At 62.4% G+C, this 24,962-nt stretch carries 16 protein-coding genes; 6 read left to right on the forward strand and 10 right to left on the reverse strand.

Annotated elements, in window-relative coordinates; all coding sequences use genetic code 11:
• Positions 1 to 8 precede the first annotated feature (8 nt).
• The 5 genes from CKA38_RS08950 to miaA form a co-directional block, all read right to left on the reverse strand.
• On the reverse strand, positions 9 to 1,163 hold the full coding sequence (locus CKA38_RS08950) for an ATP-binding protein (RefSeq protein ID WP_108826514.1): 1,155 nt from the start codon (positions 1,161 to 1,163) through the stop codon (positions 9 to 11).
• 123 nt (positions 1,164 to 1,286) lie between these two features.
• Positions 1,287 to 1,526: an MBL fold metallo-hydrolase gene (locus CKA38_RS08955; protein WP_108825163.1), complete on the reverse strand. Its 240-nt coding sequence runs from the start codon at positions 1,524 to 1,526 to the stop codon at positions 1,287 to 1,289.
• A 191-nt stretch (positions 1,527 to 1,717) separates the two neighbouring features.
• Entirely contained in the window at positions 1,718 to 4,042 is a 2,325-nt protein-coding gene (locus CKA38_RS08960; RefSeq protein WP_236918976.1) for an alpha-amylase family glycosyl hydrolase, read from the reverse strand.
• A 152-nt stretch (positions 4,043 to 4,194) separates the two neighbouring features.
• Positions 4,195 to 5,145, reverse strand: coding sequence for a DMT family transporter (locus tag CKA38_RS08965; protein ID WP_108825164.1), 951 nt, complete (start codon positions 5,143 to 5,145; stop codon positions 4,195 to 4,197).
• A gap of 169 nt (positions 5,146 to 5,314) precedes the next feature.
• Entirely contained in the window at positions 5,315 to 6,241 is a 927-nt protein-coding gene (miaA, locus tag CKA38_RS08970) for a tRNA (adenosine(37)-N6)-dimethylallyltransferase MiaA (RefSeq protein WP_108825165.1), read from the reverse strand.
• A gap of 23 nt (positions 6,242 to 6,264) precedes the next feature.
• On the opposite strand from miaA, the gene CKA38_RS08975 reads away from it, so the two are divergent.
• Positions 6,265 to 7,017, forward strand: coding sequence for a DUF6250 domain-containing protein (locus tag CKA38_RS08975; RefSeq protein WP_152032757.1), 753 nt, complete (start codon positions 6,265 to 6,267; stop codon positions 7,015 to 7,017).
• 103 nt (positions 7,018 to 7,120) lie between these two features.
• Here the strand turns inward: CKA38_RS08975 and CKA38_RS08980 are convergent, their stop codons facing one another.
• Entirely contained in the window at positions 7,121 to 8,062 is a 942-nt protein-coding gene (locus CKA38_RS08980) for a diacylglycerol/lipid kinase family protein (protein WP_108825167.1), read from the reverse strand.
• Positions 8,063 to 8,105: 43 nt separating this feature from the next.
• A complete protein-coding gene (locus CKA38_RS08985; protein ID WP_108825168.1) occupies positions 8,106 to 11,591 on the reverse strand; it encodes a glycosyl hydrolase 115 family protein in 3,486 nt (1,161 codons plus the stop codon).
• A gap of 164 nt (positions 11,592 to 11,755) precedes the next feature.
• Between CKA38_RS08985 and CKA38_RS08990 the strand changes: the two genes are divergently transcribed.
• The gene (locus CKA38_RS08990) at positions 11,756 to 13,345 is read left to right on the forward strand and encodes a peptide ABC transporter substrate-binding protein (RefSeq protein WP_108825169.1); all 1,590 of its coding nucleotides are present in this window, start codon (positions 11,756 to 11,758) and stop codon (positions 13,343 to 13,345) included.
• Between the two features lie 136 nt (positions 13,346 to 13,481).
• On the opposite strand, the gene CKA38_RS08995 is transcribed toward CKA38_RS08990, so the two are convergent.
• Complete coding sequence (locus tag CKA38_RS08995) at positions 13,482 to 15,533, reverse strand: TonB-dependent receptor plug domain-containing protein (protein WP_161554814.1); 2,052 nt, start codon at positions 15,531 to 15,533, stop codon at positions 13,482 to 13,484.
• A gap of 424 nt (positions 15,534 to 15,957) precedes the next feature.
• On the opposite strand from CKA38_RS08995, the gene CKA38_RS09000 reads away from it, so the two are divergent.
• The 4 genes from CKA38_RS09000 (at position 15,958) to lnt (ending at position 21,863) form a co-directional block, all read left to right on the forward strand.
• Complete coding sequence (locus CKA38_RS09000) at positions 15,958 to 16,455, forward strand: hypothetical protein (protein ID WP_108825171.1); 498 nt, start codon at positions 15,958 to 15,960, stop codon at positions 16,453 to 16,455.
• Between the two features lie 71 nt (positions 16,456 to 16,526).
• On the forward strand, positions 16,527 to 18,680 hold the full coding sequence (locus tag CKA38_RS09005) for a VIT and vWA domain-containing protein (RefSeq protein WP_161554815.1): 2,154 nt from the start codon (positions 16,527 to 16,529) through the stop codon (positions 18,678 to 18,680).
• Positions 18,677 to 20,068 carry an archaeosortase/exosortase family protein gene (locus CKA38_RS09010; RefSeq protein ID WP_161554816.1) on the forward strand — a complete coding sequence of 464 codons (1,392 nt, stop codon included), beginning with the start codon at positions 18,677 to 18,679 and terminating at the stop codon, positions 20,066 to 20,068. The genes CKA38_RS09005 and CKA38_RS09010 overlap by 4 nt, the downstream gene beginning before the upstream one ends.
• A gap of 103 nt (positions 20,069 to 20,171) precedes the next feature.
• Positions 20,172 to 21,863 (forward strand): apolipoprotein N-acyltransferase, encoded by a 1,692-nt coding sequence (gene lnt / locus CKA38_RS09015; protein ID WP_108825174.1) that lies wholly within the window; start codon positions 20,172 to 20,174, stop codon positions 21,861 to 21,863.
• A gap of 9 nt (positions 21,864 to 21,872) precedes the next feature.
• Here lnt and rlmN read toward each other — a convergent pair whose 3' ends face one another.
• Positions 21,873 to 22,922, reverse strand: a complete 1,050-nt coding sequence (rlmN, locus tag CKA38_RS09020; protein ID WP_108825175.1) for a dual-specificity RNA methyltransferase RlmN — start codon at positions 22,920 to 22,922, stop codon at positions 21,873 to 21,875.
• A gap of 42 nt (positions 22,923 to 22,964) precedes the next feature.
• A complete protein-coding gene (locus CKA38_RS09025) occupies positions 22,965 to 24,941 on the reverse strand; it encodes a glycoside hydrolase family 2 protein (RefSeq protein ID WP_192881129.1) in 1,977 nt (658 codons plus the stop codon).
• Positions 24,942 to 24,962: the final 21 nt, after the last annotated feature.

Genomic DNA, 24,962 nt, shown 5'->3' on the forward strand with positions numbered 1-24,962 from the left:
CGCTTCGCTCACTTTTCGGCGGCGGGTTGGGGCAGGTATTTTATGCCGTCGTAAAACTCGGGCCAGCGGCCTTTTTTGCGGGGTTTCACGACGTGGTGAAAATAATGTTGCAGGCGCTTGATGTCGTCGGGGCTGTCCTTGAGCGCGGAGCCGAGCAGGCTTTGCACGAGGTGCGCGGCGGAGATTTTTCCGCCGTCATAATAATAGGCGTGCAGGCCGGCGGCGTAGGCCACGGAGACCGCCTCGGCGGTGCTCATCACGGTGCCGAGCGGTTCGAGCGCCTTGCCCTCGGATGCGGTTTTGCCGGTGCGCAATTCGTGGAACGTGGTGAGGAGCACCTCGGTGAGGTCGGCGGGGAGCGCGAGGGGAATGCCGGCGCGGGAGAGGAGGCGCGACGACTCGCGGCTCACAAGCGCCATCTCGTCGGCGAGGTTCGCGATGGGCGAGACGGTTTCGAAATTGAGGCGGCGCTTGAGCGCGGCGCTCATTTCGTTGACGCCGCGGTCGCGGGTGTTGGCGGTGGCGATGATGTTGAAACCGACCTGGGCGTAGAGCGTGCGGCCGTCGTCCTCGCGCTCGGGAATCGCCATGACGCGGTCGGAGAGGATGGTGAGGAGCGTGTCCTGGATTTCGAGCGGGCAGCGCGTGATTTCCTCGAAGCGCACGAGCTTGCCGTCGCGCATGCCGCGGTGCAGCGGCGCGGGGACGAGCGCGCGGCCGGTCGGGCCCTCGGCGAGCAGGAGCGCGTAGTTCCACGAGTATTTTATCGCGTCCTCGGTGGTGCCGGCGCTGCCCTGGATGATGAGCGTGGAGTCGCCGCTGATGGCGGCGGCGAGCAGTTCGCTGAGCCAGCTTTTCGCGGTGCCGGGCTCGCCGACAAGCATGAGGCCGCGGTTGGTGGCGAGCGCGACAATGCAACGTTCGAGAAAACTTTGCGCGCCGACGAATTTCGGCGCGCCGGGCGAGTCGGGCGCGGCGCCGGGTTCGCCCATGATAAAACGAAGCACGGAGCGCGGGGTAAGCCGCCAGCCGCCGGGGCGCGGGAGATTTTTATCGGCCTCGGCAAGGCGCGCCAGTTCGTCGGCGTAAAGGATCTCGGCGGCCGGACGCTGAAGCGCGGCGTTCTTGGATGCGGATGCGGGGGATACGGGCTTGGCGGACATGAAAAAAGGATGTGCCGATGCGTCCGCGCGGGACAAGCACATCCTTTGTTTGCGAAAAGCGGCGGGGTGACGCGGCTGACGAGCGGCCCGCGGGAAGTATCACAAGCGTGTGACGGCGCGGCGCTACGCAGCGCCGCGGCGGATGTCGGCGGCGTTCACACAGTGGTCGAAATGCGCGTGCGTGAGTTGAATCGCGCAAAGGTCGCCGGGCCGAATGCCGAGTTTGCCGAAGAGCGCGGAAAGTTTTCGCGGGGTGCAGCCGGGACAGGCGTCGATGAGAATTGCGCGTGTATCGGCACCGTGGGTTTCCGTAATGAGATGAGAGAATCCAAATGCGCCGCGGATGGGCTGGATTTGGATCATGTGAGTTCGTTGTTTTTATCTTTCGCGCAACGGCGCGGTGATTCGAAACGGAATACGTTTCTCACTCCGTTTCCCACAGCACGCAGCTCAGCGGGGGAGGAAGAGGTTTTCGGCGGGCGCGCGGTAGGGGTGCGCGGGGTCGCCGGGGGAGTAGAAACGGTCGTGGTCGGCAAGTTGGCGCCATTTTAGTTTCACGACTTCGGGGGGAGTTTGATCGTTACGTCGTTTTCGGTGGCGTTGATCGCGAAGAGGAGGCGGTGCGGGCCCATTTCGCAGTCGGCGTTGTAGAGCGTGGCGGCGGCGGTGGAGTTTTCAGCGAAGAAGAATCGGAAGAACTCGTCGCGCGGGCGGGTGTAGTGGCGGAGAATCGCGCCGCGCGGGGAGCGACGGAATGCAATCCATTCGGCGAAACAGGCGTGCGTGCTGGGGAAGCGCAGGATGCGGGTGTAGTCGAGCGCGTTGAGGTCGCCGCGCAGATAGGTGTTGTTCACGCCTTGCTTGGAGCGGAGAAAATCCTGCCCGGCGGAAAACATCGGGATGCCGAGCGACATGCAGAGGACGGAGGCCATGAGGCGGGTGCGGCGGCGGTCCTTGTAGGTGGGGATGTTGCCGTTGTGGCCGGCGTTTTCCGTGATGACGTCGAGCCAGCAGCGGTCGTCGTGCGACTCGGAGTAGTTGACGGTTTGCGCCGGAAACTTGGCGAAGTGCCACGGGGAGCCCTTGAGGTTGTATTCGTAGGATTCCTGACTGGAGCCGCCGCGGACGTATTCGCGAATGAAATTGCGGTAGCCGTCGTTCCATGAGGCCCAGCCGGTGTCGCGGAGGGCGCCGGCGATGTGGCCTTTGAAGCTCCAGGGTTCGGCGATGAGGATGATGTCGGGTTTTGTTTTCTTGAGGGCGCGCTCGATTTCCTTGAGCGCGTCGATGCCGAGGAGCTCGGCGAGGTCGAGGCGGAAACCGTCAACGCCGAAGGTTTCGACGAGGTGCACGAGGCTGTCGATGATGAGGCGGCGCGCCATGGCGGAATCGGCATTGATGTCGTTTCCGCAGCCGGACCAGTTGGAGAGCGAGCCGTCGGCGTTGGTGTAGAAATAGGCGAGCTGGTCGATGTGGAGCAGGTGGGCGGGTTCGCCGACGTGGTTGTAAACGACATCGAGGATGACGGCCATGCCACGACGGTGGAACGCGGCGACGAGCTGCTGGAGGTCGTGGATGCCCGAGGCGCGGGCGGGGTCGGTCGAGTAACTACTTTCGGGCGCGAAGTAGTTGTTGGTCATGTAGCCCCAATGGTAGTCGCCGGGGGCGATGTTGTCGAATTCCTGGACGGGTTGGAGCTCGACGGCGTTGACGCCGAGGCGGTGCAGGTAGAAGTCGGGATGCTCGACCCATTTGGCGAGGCCGGCGAAGGTGAGGCGTTCATCGGGCGCGAGGTCGATGGGGGCGCGGGCTATGAGATCGCGGACATGCGCCTCGCAGATGACGAGGTCCTGCCATGCGGGCGTTTGGAAGCGCGCGTGGTCGTGATGGCGCCGATGGGTGAGCCGCGCGCGGTCGATGATGATGCCCGGGCCGTCGCGATCAACGGCGGCGAGGGCGTAGGGATCGAGGATGCGTTGCGCGGGGTTGAAGCGGGTGAACTCGTTTTGCGCGCCGTCGATGTGATACCAATAATACCAGCCGTGAAGATTTTGGGAGAGGGTGATTTCCCACGTGTGATCGGGGTTGCGCTGGAGGGGGTAGCGGTGGGGCGCGTCGGTGCGGCCGAGGTCGTCGATCACGCAAAGCTCGACGCTGCCCGCGCGCGGCGCGTAGATGCGAAAGAGGGTTTCGTCCTTGCCGGGGATGGCGCCGAGCGGCGCGTCGGTGCGGTGTTCCGTGAAAAAGGTGGTGGGGCGGAGCGTGGCCTGCGGGTCGTTGTTCCAATGGGCGCGGTTGTTGGCTGCGAGGTCGAGCGGCGTGTCGAGTGTGAATTGATAGACGTGGAGGCCGGTGCGGGTGGGGTCGATCTGGCGGTTGAGGTTGCCGGTGTCGTCGCGGACTGCGTTGAACGCGGACTGGGGAACTTCGAGCCACTGATGCTGCCCGGTGACGAATTTGAAGCGTTTGGGCGGCTGCGCCATGAAGTCGGCCGCGGGGCCGCTCCATGTGAGAAGCTCCGTGCCGTCGTGGTTCGCGAGGTGGAGTTCCCATTCGGGATTGCCGACGGCTTTCTGCCACTCGTTGTGGTCGCCGGCGAGATAGACTCGGGGGAGCGGCTGCCTGAGTTCGGCGGGGAGGCTTTCGGGCCAGATGCAGAAATGAATCTCGTTGGTTTTGTGGTCGATGTAGTAGGCGGTGTGCCGCGCAAATTGGAGCGAGGGAACGGGGGTGATGGAGGTGAACGCGGGGGCGTCCGGGCCGAGGGAAAGCGGGGGCGGGGTGCGTCCGCGCCAGTCGGCGGCGAGCTCGATGTGGCCGCGATTCGGCGCTTCGAACCAGGCTTGCGTGATCTTTTTTTCGCGTGTGCGTATGGGCATGGAAAAGTTTTCTATGAGTGGAAGAACAATCGCGGAAGCGCGGAAGTGCGAAAACGCGGAAAAATCAATGGGACACAGAAACACGGAACCGCCCCCGGTTCAAGAGGCGTGTGCAAAAGCCGGGGCGGAGTTGCGCGGCGCGATCTTGCGCGCTACGCCGGCATGTCGCTGCTGGGGACGGGGACTTTGCGCACGCGTTCGCGGTAGATGAGATACAGGCCCGAACCCATTACGATGGACGCGCCGACGAATGTCCACACGTCGGGGCGCTCGCCGAGAAAGAGCATGGCGAGTCCCATCGCGAAGACGAGCTGCGCGTAGAAGAAGGGCGCGAGCACCGTCGCCGTGGCGCGTTGATGCGCGAGGATGAGCAGCCAGTGCCCGAGCGCGCCGAACACACCCGTCAGCAGCAAGCCCAGCCATGTGCCGATTGTCGGCGGCGTTTTCCATGCGAAGGGGATGATGGGGAGCATGACGATCGTGCCGCAAAGCCCCGTGTAAAATATGGTGGTTTTCGGCGAGTCGTGCGCGGCGAGCATGCGCGTGGCGACGGCATACAGGGCGTTGGTGATCGCGGCCAAAACCGCGAGCGCGATGGCGGGATGCACGCCATGGATTCCGGGGCGCGTGATCACGATCACGCCCGCGAATCCGACGAGCACGGCCACCACGCGGCGCGGTCCCATTTTTTCTCCGAGCAACGGCCATGCGATGACGGCGACGATAAGCGGCGAGGAAAACGTGACCGAGGTCACCTCGGTGAGCGGAATGTATTGCAGCGCGGTGAACGAGCACACGGTCGTGAGCACGATGCCGAGCGAGCGCAGAATTTGCAGCCCGGGGCGCTTGGCTTTCAGCATGGAAGTGCCGGGCGAAGGGCGCAGTAGAACGAGCGTGATCAAAAAACTGCCGACATAACGGATCGCGGCGATTTGCAGCGACGGCAGTGACGCGCTCAGCCATTTGACCGTGGTGTCCATGCACGCGAAACATGCCACCGCCGCGACAAGCAGGGCGATGCCTGCGAGCGTGGTGTTGGCACCGCCGCCCGCATCGGATGCGGAGCGTTGGGCGGCGATATTGCGGTCAGGATTTTTAGACATGAAAAAGCGCCACTATGCGCACGGATGCCGGAAGTCGTCAATGGCGGCGCGGCGGCGTCTCGTTGCCGGACGCGACGCAGTCGGGGCCTTTGAGTTGTTCGGTAATCTTTTTTGCGAGGTGCGTTGCACCTCGTCCGGCGGCGGGACGCCGCCGCTCCTTGCGCGCGCGTCACGCCGCGAAGATTGTCCCGATTGTGGCGCTGTCCGCGTCGATGAGTTTGTGCGCGGGCAGTTGCGTGCGAAACCAAGTGCGTTGTTTTTTGACAAGGCCTCGGGTGTTTTTTGTGATTTCAGCGGCGAGGGATTCGGGCGGGAGTTTGCCGTCGAGCATGGCGAGGGTTTCGCGATAGCCGATGGCCCCGGAACCGCTGGTGTTTTTCTCAAAGCCAAGCGCGCGCAGACGGCGAACCTCGTCAACCAGTCCGGCGGCGAGCATCGCGTCAACACGGATGGCGATGCGTTTTTCCAAGTCGTCGCGCTCGCGGTCGAGCACGGCAATGCGCGTTTTCCAGCCGGCGAAAGGGAGGGGGCGGCGCGCGAAGTCGGCGGCGAGTTCGGCGAGCGTGAGGCCCGATGCGCGGCAGCGCTCGAGCGCGCGGGTGACGCGGCGCGGATTGGCGGTGTCGAGCGCGCCGAGCCCTTCGGGGTTGAGCGCGCGGAGCCGCGCGACAAGCGCGGGCAGGCCTTCCGCGGCGAGTTGTCCGGCGATTTCGGAGCGGAGCGCGGGCGGCACGGCGATGTCATCAATGACGGGCGCGAAAAACGCCTTCAGGTAAAAACCGCTGCCGCCGGTGACGAGGATTTGTTTGCCGCGCGAGGCGATGTCGTCAACGGCGGCGCGCGCAAGGGCGATGTAGCGGGCGATGTCCATTTGCCGGGCGCAGTCGCACACGTCGACCAGGTGGTGCGGCACGCGGGCGAGTTCGGCGGGCGCGGGTTTTGCGGTGCCAATGTCCATGCCGCGATAAAAGAGGAGCGAGTCGCACGAGACGATCTCCGCGTTGTTCGCCCCGGCCCAGCGAAGCGCGAGCTCGGTTTTGCCAACGGCGGTCGGGCCGGTGAGCACGTGTAGAATTTTTTCGTTGGGCAGGGACATGCGATTCGTCCAACATGCAAACCATGAAACGTCCTCACGCCAAGTCTGCGCTCGCGTTTGCCGCGGCAATTTTATCCACGCTCGCGTTTTTCACCGGATGCAAACCCAAGCCCGATTCGGTGACGATCAAGTCGAAGGTTGTGGCGAGTGATGATTTTTCGGGCGGCCTCGACAAGTGGGTCGTCGAACAAATGCCGGGCGGCACCGTGACGGCGGAAAACGGAGTGCTCACAATCACGGACGCGAAGGGCTGCACGGTGTGGCTGAGGGAAAAGCTGACCGCGCCAGTCGCGATTTCCTACGAGGTCACGATGAGCTCCGCCGCGCGCGTGTCGGACATGAACTGTTTCTGGATGGCGACGGATCCGAAGAACCCGAAGGATTTGTTTCACGCGAAGCACGGCCGCACGGGACAATTTGCGACTTACGACGCGCTCAACCTCTACTATGCCGGCTACGGCGGCAATGCGAACACGACAACGCGCTTCCGCCGTTACGATGGCACGGGCGCGCGTCCGCTGCTTCCGGAGCACGACCTCACCGACGCCGGGCACATGCTCAAGCCCGATCACACATACAAGATCGTGCTGATCGCGCAGGATGGCGAGGCGCGCTTTGTTTGCGACGGCAAAACAATATTCTCCTACAAGGATCCAAAGCCGCTCAAGGAGGGCTGGTTTGGTTTTCGCACGGTGGACTCAAAAATGCAGATCAAAAATTTCCGTGTCACCACGCTGGATGTTCACGAGCATTTTGAGGAGGAGAAGGGCAAGTAAGGTTTGGGCGGACCGTGGGGCGCTCGCCGAAAACCGCGCCATTGTTTCGCGCTTTTGGTGAAACAATTTAACACGCGGGCGATTTATACTTTCGCCCAATATATTAAGGCGCCTTCCCGCGCGGGGTCATCACACGCAAACTTTGCGACAGGATTTTCACTTCGATTCGCGCCGCCGCTTCGCGCGGTTCGCCGTCGGTGTGAATCAGGCCCGGCTCGGGACGTTCGATGACAAATCCCGGCGCGCGCAGGTGCGTGACTTTTTTGCTGCCATACAGGCGGCGCGTGAGCAGGCGGATCGCAAGCGGCAGCGCGTTGAGCAGCGACACGCCGCGCACCAACGTCAGGTCGAGCTGTCCGTCGTCGATGCGCGCCAGCGGAGTGATGAAGCCGTCGTTGCCGTATTGGTCGGAATTGCCGATCGCCAAAATAAACGCCTCCGCCTCGAGCCGTTGCTTTGCCGTGGCGGGTGCCGGGAGTTCGTTTTCATCGAGGGGCGTGATTGCGCAGGACGCCGGTTTGTAGCGGAAAAATTCCGAGAGGATGATTTTCAGGTAGCGCGGAAATCCGCGTTTTTTGAGCGAGCGAAACCGGGCACTGATCCCGGCGTCGAAGCCGAGTCCCATCATGTTGAAAAACGGATGTTCGTTTGCCATCGCCGTGTCGATCATGCGCGGCGTGCCGTCGACAAGCGCGCGCAGGGCGCTTTCGTCCGGGCGGGGAATGCCGAGGTGCCGCCCAAGTCCGTTGCCCGATCCGCACGGGACAAGGCCGAGCGCAACCGGGGCGGGCGCGTTGACGAGCGCGGTCGCGGTTTCGTTTATTGTTCCGTCGCCGCCGACCGCGACGACGAGCTCGCATCCGTCCGCGATTGCGGCGCGCGCCAGTTCCGTCGCGTGATGCGGACGCTCCGTGCTCACGAGCCGCGCATCGAGCACGCCCGCCGCGTTTTGCTCCGCGATGAACCGCCGCACCCGTTCGACAACACGCGGATTGCTGATGTTGTAACCCGAGCGCGGATTAAAAATGAAGCGGGCTTTTTTCACGGAATATTATTCGGGCATTGTTGGTTTAAGCTCATCGATATTCTCACTCAATCGTTACGCGGTCGATCACGACGCTGGAGTCGATGCCGTGGAGATGCAGCGTGTGCTCGCCCGCGGTGAGCGTGGAGGGCGGAAGCGGGATGTCGAAGGTGCGCTCGTTGGCGAGGACGCCTTGCGCCCACTCGGGTTTGCCGTCGTTGATGATGAGTTCGGCGAGTTGCGGTTCGGGGGCACCGTCGATTGCGTAGGCGATGCGGAGTTTGCCGGAGCCGTCGATGGCGTGCGTGGGGAGGACGTGGATGCGCAGGGTTGCGGAATTGGGTTGGGCGGCGAGGGTGTATTTAAAAATAAGAGTGGGGGCTGTTTTTGCTTCTAATATCGATGTCGCTGATGTCGTGGCGGGAGTAATGGTAGTGACTGTTCCTGAGCGTCCCAATCCGTCAATCGGAGTGAGCATGCCTGTCGTCCAGATTTCGATTTCACTGAGCGTCGCTTTCGCGAGCGGATTTTTCGGCGCGGACGGAAGCGGTTGCTGGAAATTGGGGACGCGCCATTTCGAGATGCGCATGGATTTCCAGTCGTTGTCGGCGGGTTCGAGTTGCATGAGGTGTCGCCATTTGCCGCCGGCGATGAGGTTGTTGTAGCGGTGCGTGATGCGCGCGAGCTGGAGGTTGAGGACGTCGGCTTGGTAGCCGAGTTTGTTGAGCGCGGTTTTGTCGCCGGCGATGTGCTTGAGCGCGGCTTCCTCGCCGGTGAAGTAGCGGTTGTTGGCGAGAATGGAGCCTTGCACGGGATACTCGACGAGTTGATAAAACGCGTCCTGCTTTTCGGCGGGGATGCGTTCGCGGATCGTGGCGAGGAGTTCGTTCATTTTGCGCGCGAGTTCGTCGCGGCGTTCGCGTTGTGCGGGGGTGAACGTGGATGGTTTTGGTTTTTCGCGAGGCAGCCACCATTGCAGGTGCTCGGGGCGGCGTTCGAAATTGTAGCGGTAATACATGTCCATCAGTTGCGCGATGTCGGGCGCGTGTTCGGCGCCGAATTCGCGCGCGGCCCATTGGCGCAGAAAATCGGTTTGCACATCCGGAAGCGTGGCGATGGAACCGATGTCCCATGCCATTTGCAGGAAAAACTCGGTGGTGATTTCGGCGGGCTTGATGTCGCCGACGTTGGCGATCCAGATGCGGTCGGCGCCGAGCTGGTGGGCTTTGTTCATTTCCTCCCAGATGAGCGCGGGCGGCGTGGTGCTGAGCCAAAGGTAGGCCATGGGGCGTCCGAGGTAGGAGAGGTGGTAGTAGATGCCGAAACCGCCGGTGCGTTTGCCGTCGCGCATGGCGGCGCGATCGGCGGCGGAGGGGAAGTTGCGGATGTAGCCAAAGTTGTCGTCGGGAAACATGATTGTGACGTCGTCGGGCACGCGCAGGCCGCCGCGGTAGAGGTCGAGCACTTCCTTGTAGGCGCAGAACATTTGGGGAACGCGCTCGACGCCGGGCGAAACGTGCTTGGCGATGAGCGCGCGCTGGTCGGCGAAGATTTTTTCGAGGCGGGCAATTTGCTCCTCCCTGGTTCCGCCGCCTTGCATGCCGCTGTCGTGGATGCCGCGCATGCCGATGGTGTAGATGTTTTCGTAACGGCCGTTGGTTTTGGCGCGCTCCTCCCAGTAGGCAAGGACGCCGTCGCGGTTTGTGGCGTAGTTGTAGTCCTTGTGGGGGGCGGTCCACTCGGTGACGTTGTTGCGGAGCATGGGCTCGGCGTGCGAGCTGCCCATGACGATGGCGTAGTCGGAGGCGAGCGCGGCGTTGGCGGGGTTGCTGTTGAACGCGGGCGAGCAGGCGTGCATGGCGGGCCAGAGTGTGTTGGCCTTGAGGCGCAGGAGGAGTTCGAAAACTTTTTCGTAGGTCTTCGGGCCGATGCCGCCGTTTTCCGGCTCGAAGGTTTTTGCGGCCCAAGGCTGGAGGCCCCAGTCCTCGTCGTTGATGAAAATGCCCCGGTATTTGACCGAGGGCGGACCGAAAACGTGCGTGCCGGCGGGAATCGAAATGCGGGTTTTCTTTTCGGGCGTGACGTCCGCCCACCAATGCCAGGGCGAAATGCCGATCATGCGCGAGAGTTCGTAAACGCCAAACGACGTGCCGCGCGGATCGCTGCCGGCGATGACGAGCGTGTTGTTGTCGAGCGTGGTGATGAGGAAGGTTTCCCATTGGCCGCGCAGTGCGGAGACGTCGAGTTTGCCCGATGCGACGAGCGAATCGATGAGCGGCGATTTGCCGAGCGTGCCGACAAGCACCGCGGGAGCAGTGCTTGTGATTGCAAATTTCAAATCTGAAATTTCAGAGAGGGCGGGGCGTTTGCCAGAGACGCGTTCGATGTCGGCGGCGAGGTGGTTGGCGGCGATGGAAACGACCTTGGCGTCTGTATCGGAATAATGGATACGCGCGACGACGGTTTCGCCGGCGAGCGTGAAGTTTGCCGCAGTTGCGTTGAGTTTCACGTAAGCCGGCGCGTCGCGGTCGCACGAAATCACGCCGTCTTTTTCGCGGAGCTCGACGACTTGGATGGAGCTGCGGCGGAGTTCGAGGTTGTTTTTGTCGTCGGGCGAAATGGTGCCGTTGCGTCCGGGATGCGTGAAATAGAAGCAATACGCGCGGTCGGTGGCGTGATCGACCACGACGCCGCAATGCCCGCCGTTCACGCCGTCATCCGCGCCCTTGCCGGGTTTGCCGAGGAGCGGATCGCCGGGCTGCGGCGTCCAGTTAAGGAGGTCGTCGGAGCGGTAAACGCCGATGCCGCGCCAGAGATCGACGAGCATCCAGTAGTGTCCGCGCCAGCGGAAAACATACGGGCCCTCGCCGGGGCGCTCGCCGACGCCGGCGCACTTGCCCTTGTCGGTCCAGTTGTGGAGGTCGGGGCTGTCGGCGTAGTAGATGGATTTGGCGTCGCGCTCGTTGTTATACCACATGCGCCAGCCGCCTTGAGGCAGCGGAAACACGCACGCGTCAATGACACGGTCGCTGGCGAGCGCGAGCGTGCTTTGGTAGTGCCAGTCGATGAGGTTGCGGCTGGTGAGGTGGATGATGTCGCGTGGGTGTTTCCAATCGGTGAAAACGCCGGGCACGAGTGTGAGATACATGTGGTAAACGCCATCGTGCTCGATGACGTCGGGCGCCCAGTGCGTGAGCGTTTTTGGGTCGGCGCCCGCGGGGACCGGGATGCCGTGGAAGCGCGCGTCGCAACGGTAGGTCCACGTCGCGCCGCCGTCGTTGGATTGCGCGATGCCGACGGGCGTGCCGTGCACCCAGCTCACGCCGTCGAGCCCGGGGACGTTGGCGCGGCGGTTGGTGTAGAACATGAGCCAGTTGTTCTCGGCGCGGTTGTGAATGACGACGGGATCGGCAGTGCCGTCGTAAATGGTGTCGCGATAAAGAGGCTTGGGCGCGCGTGCGCCGTCGGCGCGCGCGCTAATGCAGAATGAAAAATGAAAAATGAAGAATGAAAAGACGGCGAGGGCCAGGGTGCGTGGAGATGTGCACATAAAGGGGAAAGTGCGGAACGTGGCGCGGGCTGCCAAGTCTGCTGTTGGTTTTTCGCCATTTTGTGAAGTCGCGCATGCGTTAAACCAGCGCCCGTTCAAAGCGTGTTCGATCGCGCGCGTTTTTCCACTTCCACCGCATAAAATACTGCCTACACATTTCAAACATGCGATTTCTCCATTTCCTCGCGCTGCTGTTTCTTTCGGCCCTTCAGCCTTTCGGTCTTTCAGCCCTTTTCGCGTCCTCTTCCGTCTTGCGCATCGGCAATGGCGCGGAGCCGCAGGATATGGACCCGCAAACGATGTCGGCCTACACCGACCAAAACATCGCAATCGCGCTCTTCGAGGGGTTGGTGGCGATCGACGAGGCCACTTCGCAACCCGTCCCCGCCGTTGCCGAGAGCTGGGAGACCTCGCCCGACGGACTCACGTGGACATTTCGCCTGCGCGCCGGCGCCCGCTGGTCCAACGGCGACCCGGTGACCGCGCAAGATTTCGCGACATCATTCCGGCGCATCCTTTCACCCATGCTCGGCGCCGAATACGCCTACATGCTTTACCCGGTCAAAAACGCCGGGGCCTTCAACACCGGCAAGCTCTCCGATTTTGCGCAAGTGGGCGTCGCCGCGCCCGACGCGCGCACTCTCGTGCTCACGCTCGATGCCCCGACGCCGCACCTGCTCTCCATTGTCGCGCAACCGATGTGGTTTCCCGTTCACGCGCCGACGATTTTGCGCTTTGGAAAGCTCGACCAGCGCGGCACGGCTTGGACGCGCCCGGAAAACATCGTCGGCAACGGCGCGTTCACGATGAAAAGTTGGGAGCCGAACCGCCAGATCACCGTTGAGAAAAATCCGCTCTACTGGGACGCCGCCGGCACACGGCTCGACGCGGTCGTGTTTTTCCCGAACGACGACATTGCCACCGACGAGCGCAACTTCCGCTCCGGACAGGTTGACATCACCTACGATATTCTCCCCGAAAAAATCCGCGCCTACCGCAAAAACAACCCCGCCGCCCTGCGCATCGACCCGTTGCTGGAAACCTTTTTCCTGCGCTTCAACACCAAGCGCCCTCCGCTCGACAATCCGAAAGTCCGCGCCGCGCTCGCCCGCGCCATCAACCGCGACCTGATCGCGCGCGTGCTCCACAACAGCCGCACGCCCGCGCGCTTTTACACGCCGCCGAACACCGGAGGTTACACCTGCGCGACCGCGATTCCCGACGACTTCGCCGCCGCCCGCTGCCTGCTCGCCGAGGCGGGTTATCCGAAAGGAAAAGGGTTTCCGAAACTCGACATCCAGATGAACAACGACGCAGTCAACCGAACCGTGCTCGAGGCCATTCAGGAAATGTGGCGGCGCGAACTCGGCATCAGCGTCACAATCACAAACAAGGAATACCGCGTGTATCTCGACGCGCAGCGCGCCATTGGCTTCGACATCAGCCGCTCGCGCTGGGTCGGCGATTTCAACGACCCGATCACCTTTCTCGACATGTTTGTGACCAACGGCGGGCAAAACCAGACACACTGGAGCAACGCCGAATACGACCGCCTCATCGCCGAGGCCGGCCGCGCGTCCGACCGGGAGAAACGCTTCGAGCTTTATCAGCGCGCCGAAAAAATCCTCCTCGACGAGGCTCCGATCGCGCCGATCTTCTTTGGCACGCGCAGCTACCTGATTTCCCCGCGAGTGAAAAACTGGGTGCCCTCGCTCCTGGGAATCCACCGTTATCAAAAAGTGTGGGTGGAGTGATTGTCGGGGAATCTCAAAGGCAAACGCTTCGGTTTCGACGTTCCTAGCGTTAGCGACAGTCTGCCAACCGCCCTGCCTTTGGTGGCGCTTTCCCGTTTGTTTAGGTTGCGTTTGCTCCGTGCCAAGAGATCCGTGATCAGAACTCAATGCCCGCGGTTGCGAAGAGGGTGCGCGGACGCACGGGGCCGTAAAAGTAGGTCGGATCGCGGTCTTCGCCATTGTCGAAAAGGTCATCCTGACGATCATCAAACAGGTTTCGCACGCCGACGCCGATTTTCAGGTCCATGTGTGTTGAGAGGCGGAAGGTTTTGCTCAGGTTCAGGTCGAACTCCCAGAACTTCGGGGTTCTGCGATGAATGTCCGCCTCCTCGCCGACGGCCAGCATGCTGCCGGTGTAGTTGAGCAGGGACACGAATTGCCAGCCCGCGCCGCAATCGTATGTAACGGAGAATTTACCCGTCCATTCCGGACGCTTGACAAACTCTCTCGTGGTCAGGCCAGTGACGCGAAAGATGGGATCGTCGAAGCGCGCGCGGATGTAGCTGATGCTGCCTTCGAGTCGCAAGCCGGGGACGACCATCCATTGGAAACCGTTTTCCCAGACAAAAACCCTGGCGTCGGGGCCGTTGACGCGTTCCCAAATTCCCGTGCCGTTGACGTCGCTGTCGTCAATGTCGAACGTGTCGTGCAGGAATGTGTAGTGGACGGTCGAGCTGAGCATGAGGCGTTTTCCAAGGGAGGGAACCAGCCAGTCGGCGCCGAGCGTGAAGGAGTCCGAGCGCTCCTCCTCAAGGTCGGGCGAGTTGCGCAGAAAAATGGCGCCGCCGGAACTCACGCCGATGTGGAGATCCTCGTTGTAGGCGCCGGGGGCGTTGAAGCCCGCCGAGTATGAGGCCCGCAGTGTGAGGGCGTTGCGCGGTTGGTATCGCAAGGCGACGCGCGGCGAAAAGATGGCGCCGCCAACATTGTCATGCCGGTCGACGCGCACGCCGGGCACGAGCTCGAGCCCGGGCCGGATTGTCCAGATGTCCTGGGCAAAAAATCCGTAGGTGGCAAAGTCGTCGGTGGTGTCGGCGATGGCGGGATCGTTGGGGCGGTGTTCCTTCAGCTTTTCGTAACGGTATTGCGCGCCGTAAACGAGCTCGTGCGCGCCGAGTTTTTGCGTGACTTGGGCGTCCAGAAAAACGACCTGGTTGCGCGTGTCGCTCCAGATGCGATGCGCGACGGCGTCGATTGCGGACTGGTTTGCGGGATCGGCGGCGAACACGTCCAGCGCGGCCTCCTCGGCGGGCGTGGGATTGTCGGGATCGGCGAATCCGCCAGCCTCGTCGAACGCGCCGAACTCGGCGTCAGCCCGCGCTCCGTAGAACGCATCGCGTTGCAGGCGCAGGTAGGAGCCGCGCAGCGAATAGGAAAGGGCGGGCGTGAGCTGTTGCTCCCACTGCAGGTTGATCATGTGGATTTTGTGTGCCAGTGATTCGGCGACGCGGGCCTGTTCCTCGGGCAAGTCAAGCCGGTCGCCGCCGCGGTGCGACTGGTCGATGTATTGATAGGAGGCCTTGAGCAGCTTGTCCTCGTCGGGGCGATAGTGAAACTGAAGGCCGACGACCTTGTTTTCAAATTCGGGCAGTTCGGTGAATCCGTCCGTCGTCAAGTCGAGGCCGTCCCGGTTCTCCCATAGACCGTAGACGGTGAGGGCAAGTTTTTCAGATCGGTCCAGCCAGCTGGATTTGAAGGTGAACTTCCACTCATCCGCGTCGTTTTTCAAATTGGAGTAGCTCAACAGCGCGCTGGTGTGGTTGTGCGTTGGCATCGTGGTGATGAGGTTGACGACGCCGGCGACCGCCTCCGGTCCGTAAAGCACGGAACTGCTGCCTTTGACGATTTCGATGCGGTCGATGAAAATCGTGGGGAAAAGATCGGCGCCATAAACCTTGGCCAGTCCCGAGTAAAGCGGCGCGCCATCAAACAAAATCGCGGTGTAATCGGTGCTGAGCCCGAGAAGCTGGATTTCGTTGAGGCCGCAATTGGAGCAGTTCGACTCGAAACGGGCGCTCGGTATCAAGCGCAGGCTATCGGCGAGGGTGACGCCCCCGTGGGCCTTGATTTCGGATGCGAGGAAAAACTCGGTTTTGACGGGCGCGTCGGAAGCCAGCCGCTCCGTTCGCGTGCCCGTAGTGACACTCATGCGGTCCAAATTGATGACCTCATCGTCAGAATGGGGCGCGCCATTGGCAACATAACAATTTGTTATGATGAAAGTTACACTGATAATTTGTGCGATTTTGCTCTTCATGAAACGACTTCGAAAAGATAAGTTAAAAATTACGGTTAAAGATACAGAGACGCAGTCTCAAAAATAGATTCGGCTGTTTTGCGAATGAGACGCAAGAAAAATATTTTTAGTGGCACGCGCAATTCGCCCATGCTTAGATCCGCACCATACTTTGATACCGCCTCCGCATAAAAATCCATTCAACGCCCCGCTCCCCCAAAAAAATCCTCTCCGTCCCCACCTCCTCCCACACGCACACATTCTCTCTCATTATCCACCCAACTCAAATCTTCGACTCGCCATCCCGCTTAATTTCAAACATGCCGCTTTCGCTGTCATGAAACGCAATCTCGCCCAAATATTTTCCTTTTCGTCCATGCTCGCCGCCGTCGCCATCGTCGCCGGATGCGCGAGCAGCGGCTCAAAATCCGGCGCGGTCGAAGTCGTGCGCGTCTGGCCGGAATACCGCGCGGCGGAGTCGTTCGACCGCATCTCGGAATATTTTTCCGACAAGGAAAACACGGGCGGCCAAATCGTTCTTCGCACACGCCCCGAAAGTCGGGAGGGCTACTACTTTTTCACCCGCGTGAAAATCCCCGCCGATATTTCGAACGCGCGCATTGTGATCGATGTCATCATGCCGACCTCGCCCGATCCGAAAATCCACTCGCTGCCCGTGCCGCCGCTGCGCAAGGGCACGGTGCTTCTCAATCCCGGACTCACCGGCGCCGACTGGCCTGACGCAAAGGCCCGTCCCACGGCCTGGCGCATGAGGCTGCTCGCCGCCGACGGCGCGGAAATTTTTGCGCGCCAAAGCTATCTCTGGTCGAAGTAAGCGCGGCGATTTCACCGCGACTTCACGCAGGCTTCATACTGCGTTCACGCAGCGCGCGCATGCTCGCGCGCATGGAAAACCCTTCGCATCACTTCGCGCCAAAGAACTTCAACCAAAAACTCAGCGCCCTGTATTTTGCCGCGGCGCTTTTGCTCGGCTTCATCGCGTTCGGCATCACGGTCGTCGCCGCGCCGGATCGCTCAGCCGACCTGGATGATCCCGATGTTTCGCTTTCGCCTTATTTTCAGGTGAAGGGCGCGGAGGATGGCGTTGACGCGCTCCCGCTCAAAAGCACGCAGGTCGATGCCGTGCTCGCGGGCGTGATCGCCGGGGTGCGAGTCGTGCAAACCTACCAAAACGAGGGTGCGACACCGCTCGAGGCGCGCTACATTTTTCCCGCCTCCACGCGCGCCGCCGTCCACGGCATGACAATGACCGTCGGTGAACGGCGCATCGAGGCGCAGATCAAGGAAAAGGCCGAGGCGCGCAAAACCTACGAAAAAGCAAGGCGCGAGGGCAAAACCGCGTCGCTTCTCGAATCGCACCGCAGCAATGTTTTCGAGATGAATGTCGCCAACATCCTGCCCGGCGACACGGTGACCGTCGAGCTTCGCTACAACGAGCTCATCACTCCCGAGGAGGGCGAATACGAGTGGTTTTTTCCGACTGTCGTCGGGCCGCGTTACACGAGGAAGGCGACCGGTCCCGCCCGGGAAAAACAGGAGACGCTTCCGCTCGACCCGCTCGCCGGCTCCAAGCGCCTCGGCGGCGAAGGCCTGGCATACTTGGGCGAAAACGAGGATGGCGAAAACGAGCCGGTTTTCACGCTCACCGCCGAAATCCTCGCGGGCACCCGCGTGCAAAAAATGAAATGCGTTTCGCACCGCATCGACACGGAGGCGACCGGCGGAGGCGTGCGCGTGTCGCTGCCGCCGCGCGCGGGCATCGCGATGAACCGCGATTTCATCCTGCGCTACCGGCTCGCGGGCGGCGCGCTCGCCACGGGGCTCATGGTCGATTCGTTCAAGGGCGAAAATTATTTTCTTCTCACCGTGCAGCCGCCCGCGCGCGTCGAACCCGCGCAAATGCCGGCGCGCGATTATGTGTTTGTCATGGATGTGTCCGGCTCGATGTGGGGATTTCCGCTGGAGGTCTCGCAACGCCTTCTCAAGGAAATGCTGATCAACTTGCGTGACATCGACACGTTCAACGTGCTGCTTTTTTCCGGCTCCAGCCGCACGCTTTTTGAAACCCCGGTCGCCGCCACGACTGAAAATATCGCCGCCGCCATCGCCCTTTTCGAGAGCGGGCGCAAATACAACGATTACGGCGGCGGCACCGAGTTGCTGCCCGCGCTCAAGCGCGCGTTTGAGCTGCCGCGGACGCGCGCGGGCGTGTCGCGCAACATCGTCGTGATTACCGACGGTTATGTCGATCTGGAGGCCGAGGCCTACGCGCTCGTGCATGAAAGCCTTGGCGACGCCAACCTGTTCGCGTTCGGCATCGGCAGCTCGGTGAATCGCGAGTTGATCGAGCGCCTCGCGCGCGCCGGGCGCACCGAGCCGACCGTGATCGAAAATGAAAAACGCGCGCAAAACGCCGCCGAGAAATTTCGCAAAATGATCGAGTCGCCCGTGCTCACCAACGTGCGCGTCGAGTTTGCCGGCGGCTCGCTCAGCGCGCCCGACGTGCTCTCGCAGCGCCCCATCGTGATGTGCGGAAAATGGCCCGACCACATTGACCCCTCGACCCAGACAATCCGGCTGGGCGGCCAAACCGGAGGCGGCGAATGGAGCACGGAAATCTCCGTGGCCGACGCCGTTGACCTGAACTCGAACGGCACGCTCGCGCTGCTCTGGGCGCGCGAACGCTTGTGGGAGTTGAAGGACTTGCACGCGCTGCGCGCGGACGCGCCGAAACAAAAGGCGGCGATCATCGAGCTGGGTTTGAAATACAACTTGCTGACGCCCTTCACCTCGTTTGTCGCGGTTGATTTGACGCCGCGTTTGTCCGCCGATGCCGCGTCGCAGGCGAAAAAAGTAACGCAGGCTTTGCCGCTGCCCAAGGGCGTGAGCGAGCTCGCGGTCGGAGTCACCGAGGAAGCCGTCGACAGCGTGCCAACATCGCCGGAGCCGGAAACGGTCGCACTCCTGATTGTCGCCGCGATGGTCGCCGCGGTGATGTGGCGCAAGCGCGAGCAAAAAATGCGGAGAGGCGCGGCGTGAACGACAGCGTGCGCGAATTGCGCGGGCAAGCCGCTCCGTGCGCCGGCGTGCTTCTTGCGGGCTGGCCGGTGTTGCGCTGGTTTGTGGCGCGGCTTGGCGACGGCGGCGACGAACGCTTCGGCTTGGTCGCGCTGGCCTTGGCACTCGTATTGACGCCGCGCGCGGTGTGGCGCGAACGCATTGCGGCGTGGCGGTTGATTGTCGCGGGTGTGTTCGCGCTGGCCGTCGCGTTTCCAGTTTCGGGGACGCCCATGCTGTTGCGCGCGCTGTTGCTGGTATGCGCGCTGTCGGTTTTGTTTTGCCGGGGCGGGGGTGCGTTGGGCCGCGCGGGATTGCTCGCGTTGTCGTTGCCGGTGACGGCCACGCTGCAATTTTTCGCGGGGTATCCGCTGCGTGTGCTGACCGCGGAGCTGGGGCGTCCGTTGATCGCGTTGTTTGGTGTCGCAACGGAACGATCCGGCGTGGCGCTGGAGTGGGCCGGCGGCGTGGTGGTGGTCGATGCGCCGTGCAGCGGCGTGCACATGCTTTGGACGGGCGGGGTGCTGGTGTGCGCGGTTGCGGCGTGGCTGCGCCTCGGCGCATGGCGCACGGTTTTTTTCGGCGTCGCGGGATTGTGCGCGATCCTGCTCGGCAACACGGTGCGCGCGGCGGTTTTATTTTTTATCGAATCGGGATTGTGGCGCGCGCCGGGCTGGGCGCACGAAGGCGTGGGGCTGGTAATTTTTGCCGTGCTCGCCGCGGGTTTGTTGTGGCTGGGATTCAGGCTGAAGGGTGCGAATCACGAGGGTGGTGCAAAACCTCCGGCCAAGTCGAAATTGGATGCGCCATTTGAGCGGGTTCGGCTCAGCCGGAGGCTTCGCCCCACCGTGTTTTTTGTGTTTACGGTGATGTGCTCCGGCGCGGCGGTGATGCCGTTGATCGGCCAGCAAGGAACGGTAACCGCGGCGTCGGACTCGGACTTTCCCGGCTGGCCGGAGTTGTTCGAGGGCAAACCGTGGATACGTTTGCGGAATCCCCGGAACGCCGCCGCATTCGCCTCCGGATTCGCGGGGAAAACAGGCGTGTTCAAGCAAACCGGCGCCGATGGCGCCGGGCGCATTGTGGTGCTGCGCTGGATACGCGAGGCGTCGCGCGGGGTGCATCCGGCGGCGGATTGTTTCCGGGCGAGTGGGTTTGAGATCAAGCCGGGCGGACTCGTCCGCGATGCCAACGATGTGATGTGGTCGGAGTTTCTTGCGACGAAGGACGGTGAAACCTGGCGCGTGCGCGAACGCTGGCACGATGACGCGGGCGGAGCGTGGACGGATGTGTCGGCTTGGTATTGGGCAGCGGTGCGCGGACGCGGTCCGTGGTGGGCGGTGACGGTGGCGGTGGCGTGCGGCGATTGAGCAAGGCGCGCGTGTTGGGGCTCCGATTAGTTTTCCCGCCCCCTAGCTTCTTTCTTGTCGCGGGGGCCCGGGCCGGTGATCCTTTCGGGTTTCACAACCTTCCATGCAGCGAAAACACACAGCGCGCGATTTTGATTTTGAAAAATACGAACCCTCATTCTGGGCGTTGAACGCCCGGTGGATGGCGCCGCTTGCCGTGTTCGTGCTGACGGTGGTGCTGACGGTGCTTTCGTTTCCGCCGTTCAGGGCGATGGCGTTTGCGTATGTGTTTGCCGCGCCGCTGTGTTTTTGGGCGCTTACCAAACCGCGTTTCAAAACCTACGCGCTCGTCATGCTCGGCGCGCAGGCCGTGGCGTGGACGATCATTCTGTGGTGGCTGCATCATGTGACGTGGGCCGGCGTTTTCCTGCTCGGGCCGTTCGTGGGCGCGTGGATCGGCGTCTGGTATCTCGCGGTGTGGTGGGCCGCGCGCAATTTCGCGGGGCGTCCGTTCCTGGTGCGCGCCGCGGTCATGCTCGGGCTGGCGGGATTGTGGGTTGTCATCGAGTGGACGCGCGTGTGGTTCCTGAGCGGATTTCCGTGGCTGCCGCTCGGCGCGAGCCAGTGGTATGTGCTCTCGTTGTGGCAGGTCGCCTCCTATACGGGGCAGGGCGGAATTGCGTTTGTGCTGATCGTGTTTAATTTTGCGGTCGCCTCCTATACGCACCGAATTTTCAAGGAAAAACACTCGGGGCTTCGCAAGCGCAGTCCCGAGTTCAGCATGGCGTTGATCATGCTCCTGCTTGTGGTGACGCCGTCCCTGACCGATGTCTTGATGACTAGGCGGACCGAGTCGGTTGCCGTTTTTAAGCTCGTGCAACCCGATATTCCCGCGGCCATCAAGTGGTCCAAGGAGAACGAGGAGTTGAGCTACCGGGAGCTTCGCAGGCTCAGCCTGGAGACGAAGCCAAAGACGCCTCACCCGGAGGTCATTGTCTGGCCCGAGGCGGCGCCGCCTTATGCCGTGTTTGGCTGGCCTTCGAGCGCGGAGCTTCGCGAGTGGCTGGTCGATGTGTCGGAAAAAGCCAGGGCGCCGCTGCTCACGGGGGCGATCACCGCTGACGATCCCGCGCGACCCGACGAAACCTTTTACAACGCGGCCTTCGTGGTCGATGCCGGGCGCGGGGGCGTGCAACCCGAGGGCTACAAAAAGCGGCACCTTGTTCCGTTTGGAGAATACGTGCCGCTGCGTCCCTTGCTCGGCTGGCTGGAAAAAGTAACCGACGCAAGCTCGGGCGACACTCAGGCCGGCGCCTCGGCCAAACCGCTCTACATTCACACGCCGCGCCGGATCATCGCCGCGGGCATGCTGGTTTGCTACGAGGATATTTTTCCGAGTCTCGCCGTGAACAACGTGATCTCGGGCGCGGATGTGCATGTGGTCGTCACCAACAACGGCTGGTTCGGGCAGGGCGGGGCGGCCTACCAGCACGCGGCGCATTCGATGCTGCGCGCCGTGGAGACGCGCCGCCCCGTCATTCGTTGCGGCAACAGCGGCTGGAGCGGCTGGATCGACGAATACGGCGGGATGCGCGGGATGATGAAAAACAAGGATGATTCGATTTATTTTCGCGGCACCGGGACGTTCGTTGTCGAACGCGACACGCGCTGGGTCGGGACGGAAAGTTTTTATGTGCGATACGGCGACTGGTTTGTCGCGGTGAGCGGCGCGCTGGCATTTTTCGGTTACATGATGACGCGGTTTTTCCATCCGCGCGACAAGGCGCCGATCGCATACACCGAAGCCGGGCGGTGAGGAACGTCCTCAGCGCGCGTCGCCCGCGCGTTTTCGCAACTGGCCGCATGCCGCGTCGATGTCGCGTCCGCGCGGTCTGCGGAAATGCGCCACCGCGCCGCTCTCGCGCAGCACTTTTAAAAACGCCATCGCCGTTTCCTCGTCGGCGCCCTCATACGCCGCGCCGCTCAGGCTGGTTCCGGTCGGGTTGTAGCGGAGCAGGTTCACGTGCATCCGCCGTCCCTTTAACAACGCCGCCAGTTGGTGCGCCTGCGCGGGCGAGTCGTTCACGCCCTTCAACAGGCAATACTGAATCGTCACAATGCGTTTTGTCTTCGCCTGGTAGCGATCCGCCGCGGCCAAAATATCCTCCACGCGAAAACGCTTTCCCGCCGGCAGCAGCCGCGCGCGCGTGGCGTCGTCCGGCGCATGAAGCGACACCGCTAGGTGGATGTTCAAGTCCGCCTCCGCCATCGCGTCGATTCCCGGCACGATGCCGACGGTGGAAACGGTGATCTGCCGCCAGCCGAGATTCCCCATGCCGTTTGACGCAATCCGGCGCACCGCCTCAAGCACGGCGTCGAGATTCAGCATCGGCTCGCCCATGCCCATGAAAACAAGCGTCTGCAATCGCCGGCCCGCCATTGCCGCCTCGCGACGGATCGCCAGGAACTGGCCGACCATTTCTCCGGCGGTCAGGTTGCGTTCAAAGCCCGTTTTTGTTGTCGCGCAAAAATCGCAACCCATCGCGCAGCCCACTTGCGACGACACGCACCCCGCCGCGCTATCCGACGCAAAGTTCGTCATCATGACGGCCTCGACCGTGCGTCCGTCGGCAAGCTTCAGCAGCACTTTCACCGTGCCGTCCTCCGCTTGCTGGCGCGCCGCGATTTCGCAGCCCTTTGCAAGTCCGCGCAAATGCTCCGCCAGGCCCAAGGGCAATTTCAGCGCGTCAAAATCCGCCGCGCCGTCTCCCTCATAAAACGCCTTCAACACCCGCGCGGCGTGCATGGGTTTGTATCCGCGCGCCTCAATGTGGCGCGCGAATTCTTCCGTGGAAAAATCAGCCAGTGATGTCATGGGCGAACAAGGACTCGCATCGCGCGCGCCCTTGCGAGGGTGTTAATAGAGTTTTGTTGCCTGATGGATTTCCTTGAGGCGGGCGGCGGGAATTTTTTCGATTTTGCGGTCGTAGGTCAGCAGGCCGTTGACCTCGCCCTCGACGTCGGTTGTTTGCGTGTAAACGCCGGCGCACATGCCTTGGTTTTCCGCAAACTCACGGAGTTGCGAGAGGCGGTCGATGTAGTGTTTTTCAAGGTCGGCGGCGTTGTGATAAGTCTGGTAGCCCCAGTTGCGCTTGTTCGTCCACCAGAGATGGCCCTCGATGGGATAACCGAGCCCGCCAAACTCGCCGAGCACGAGCGCGCGGCGCGTGTCGTTGCGCTCCATGACGGGCATTTTTTCCTTGTAGTTGTGGTAGTCGAGAATGTCGCCGGCGCCGGTGTCGAGCCAGCCGCTGACGTTGTTGACGAGGCGGCCCGGGTCGCAGGCTTTCACGGCGGCGCCGATGCGCACGCTGTCGTATTGGCCCCAGCCCTCGTTCATGGGCACCCAGACGACGATGCTCGGATGCGAATAGAGCGCGTCGATCATGGCGCGAAGCTCGGTCTCGAATTGCCGCGCGGACTCGGGGCTGCGCACCACTTCCCGGCGTCCCTCGCGCCTGACGAACTGGCTGTCCTCGCCGGGGACGCGCTCGGGGCTCTCGACCATGCCGCTGGGCATGTCCTGCCACACGAGCAGGCCGATGCGGTCGCAGTGCGCGTAGTAGAGCGCGGGTTCGACCTTGATGTGTTTGCGGAGCATGTTGAAACCGGCTTTTTTCAGGTAGTCCAAGTCGAAGCGCATCGCCGCCTCAGTCGGGGGCGTGAGCAGGCCGTCGGGCCAGTAGCCCTGGTCGAGCGGGCCGTAGTGGAAAAGCGGTTTGTTGTTGAGCATCATGACGACGCCCTTAGGACCCTGGCCGAGCGAGATTTTGCGCATGCCGAAATAACTTTTCACGGAGTCGATCCGCTCGGCGCCGTCGGGTAGTTTTGCGTAAAACGCCTGCTCCTCGGGGCCGAAATAACGCACGGGATGCCAGGTTTTAGGGTTGATTTTTTCACCCTTGAACGGGTTCTCGACGCGGAACAAATCGATCTGCAAATCGTAGAGGTGCGGTGAGTCAGGGCTCCATGTTTTTGCGTTGGGGACCGGGATGTTGAGCTCGCGGTTGAGGCGTCCGCTGGCCTCGGCGACGAGCTTGCCGCCGTCGAGCACGCGCGCGCGGATGGCGTAGTGCGTTTTGCCGAGGGCGACGCGGTTGCCGAGCGCGGTGAGCGTGAGCAGGCCGGCGTCGAGGTTGGGCTCGCATTTCACGACGGCGATGCTCATTTCGGCGGGCACGGGTTCGAGCCAGACGGTCTGCCAGATGCCGGAGGCGGGCGTATACCAGATGCCGTGCTGCTCGAGTTTTTGTTTGCCGCGCGGCTGGTCGCCCTCGCTCGTGGGATCGGTGACGGCGACAACGAGCTTCTGCTCGCCGCCCGCCTTGATGTAGGGCGTGATGTCGAAGCTGAACGGATCAAAACCGCCGCGATGCGAACCGACGGGCGCGCCGTTCACGTAAATGTGCGCCTCCCAGTCAACCGCGCCGAAATGCAGGAGCACGCGCTGTCCGTCCCACGCCTTTGGAATTGAAAAGCTGCGGTGATACCAGAGGCGCTGGTCGGGTTTGAACCCGCGCGCGACGCCGGAAAGGACGGACTCGACCGGATAGGGCACGCGGATTTTGCCGTCGTATTTTGCGGGCGCGGGCGCGGCGATGGGCGTGATGGCGTAGTCCCACTGGCCGTTGAGATTTTGCCAGGCGGCGCGCGTCATTTGCGGGCGCGGGTATTCCTGCCAGCCGCGTCCGGCCTGGGCGTCGGCGGCCCAGGGGGTGAGCATGGGCGCGTCGGTTTTGGTTTCGTTTTGGGCGGAGGCGATTGCCGTGAGCGAAAGCGCGAGCGCGCAGAGGCCCAGTGCTTTTATCGACGATGTGATGTTTGGGTTTTTCATGAGAAAAGAGGGTGGGGGGGA

The organism is Ereboglobus luteus (assembly GCF_003096195.1).
GTDB lineage: Bacteria > Verrucomicrobiota > Verrucomicrobiia > Opitutales > Opitutaceae > Ereboglobus > Ereboglobus luteus.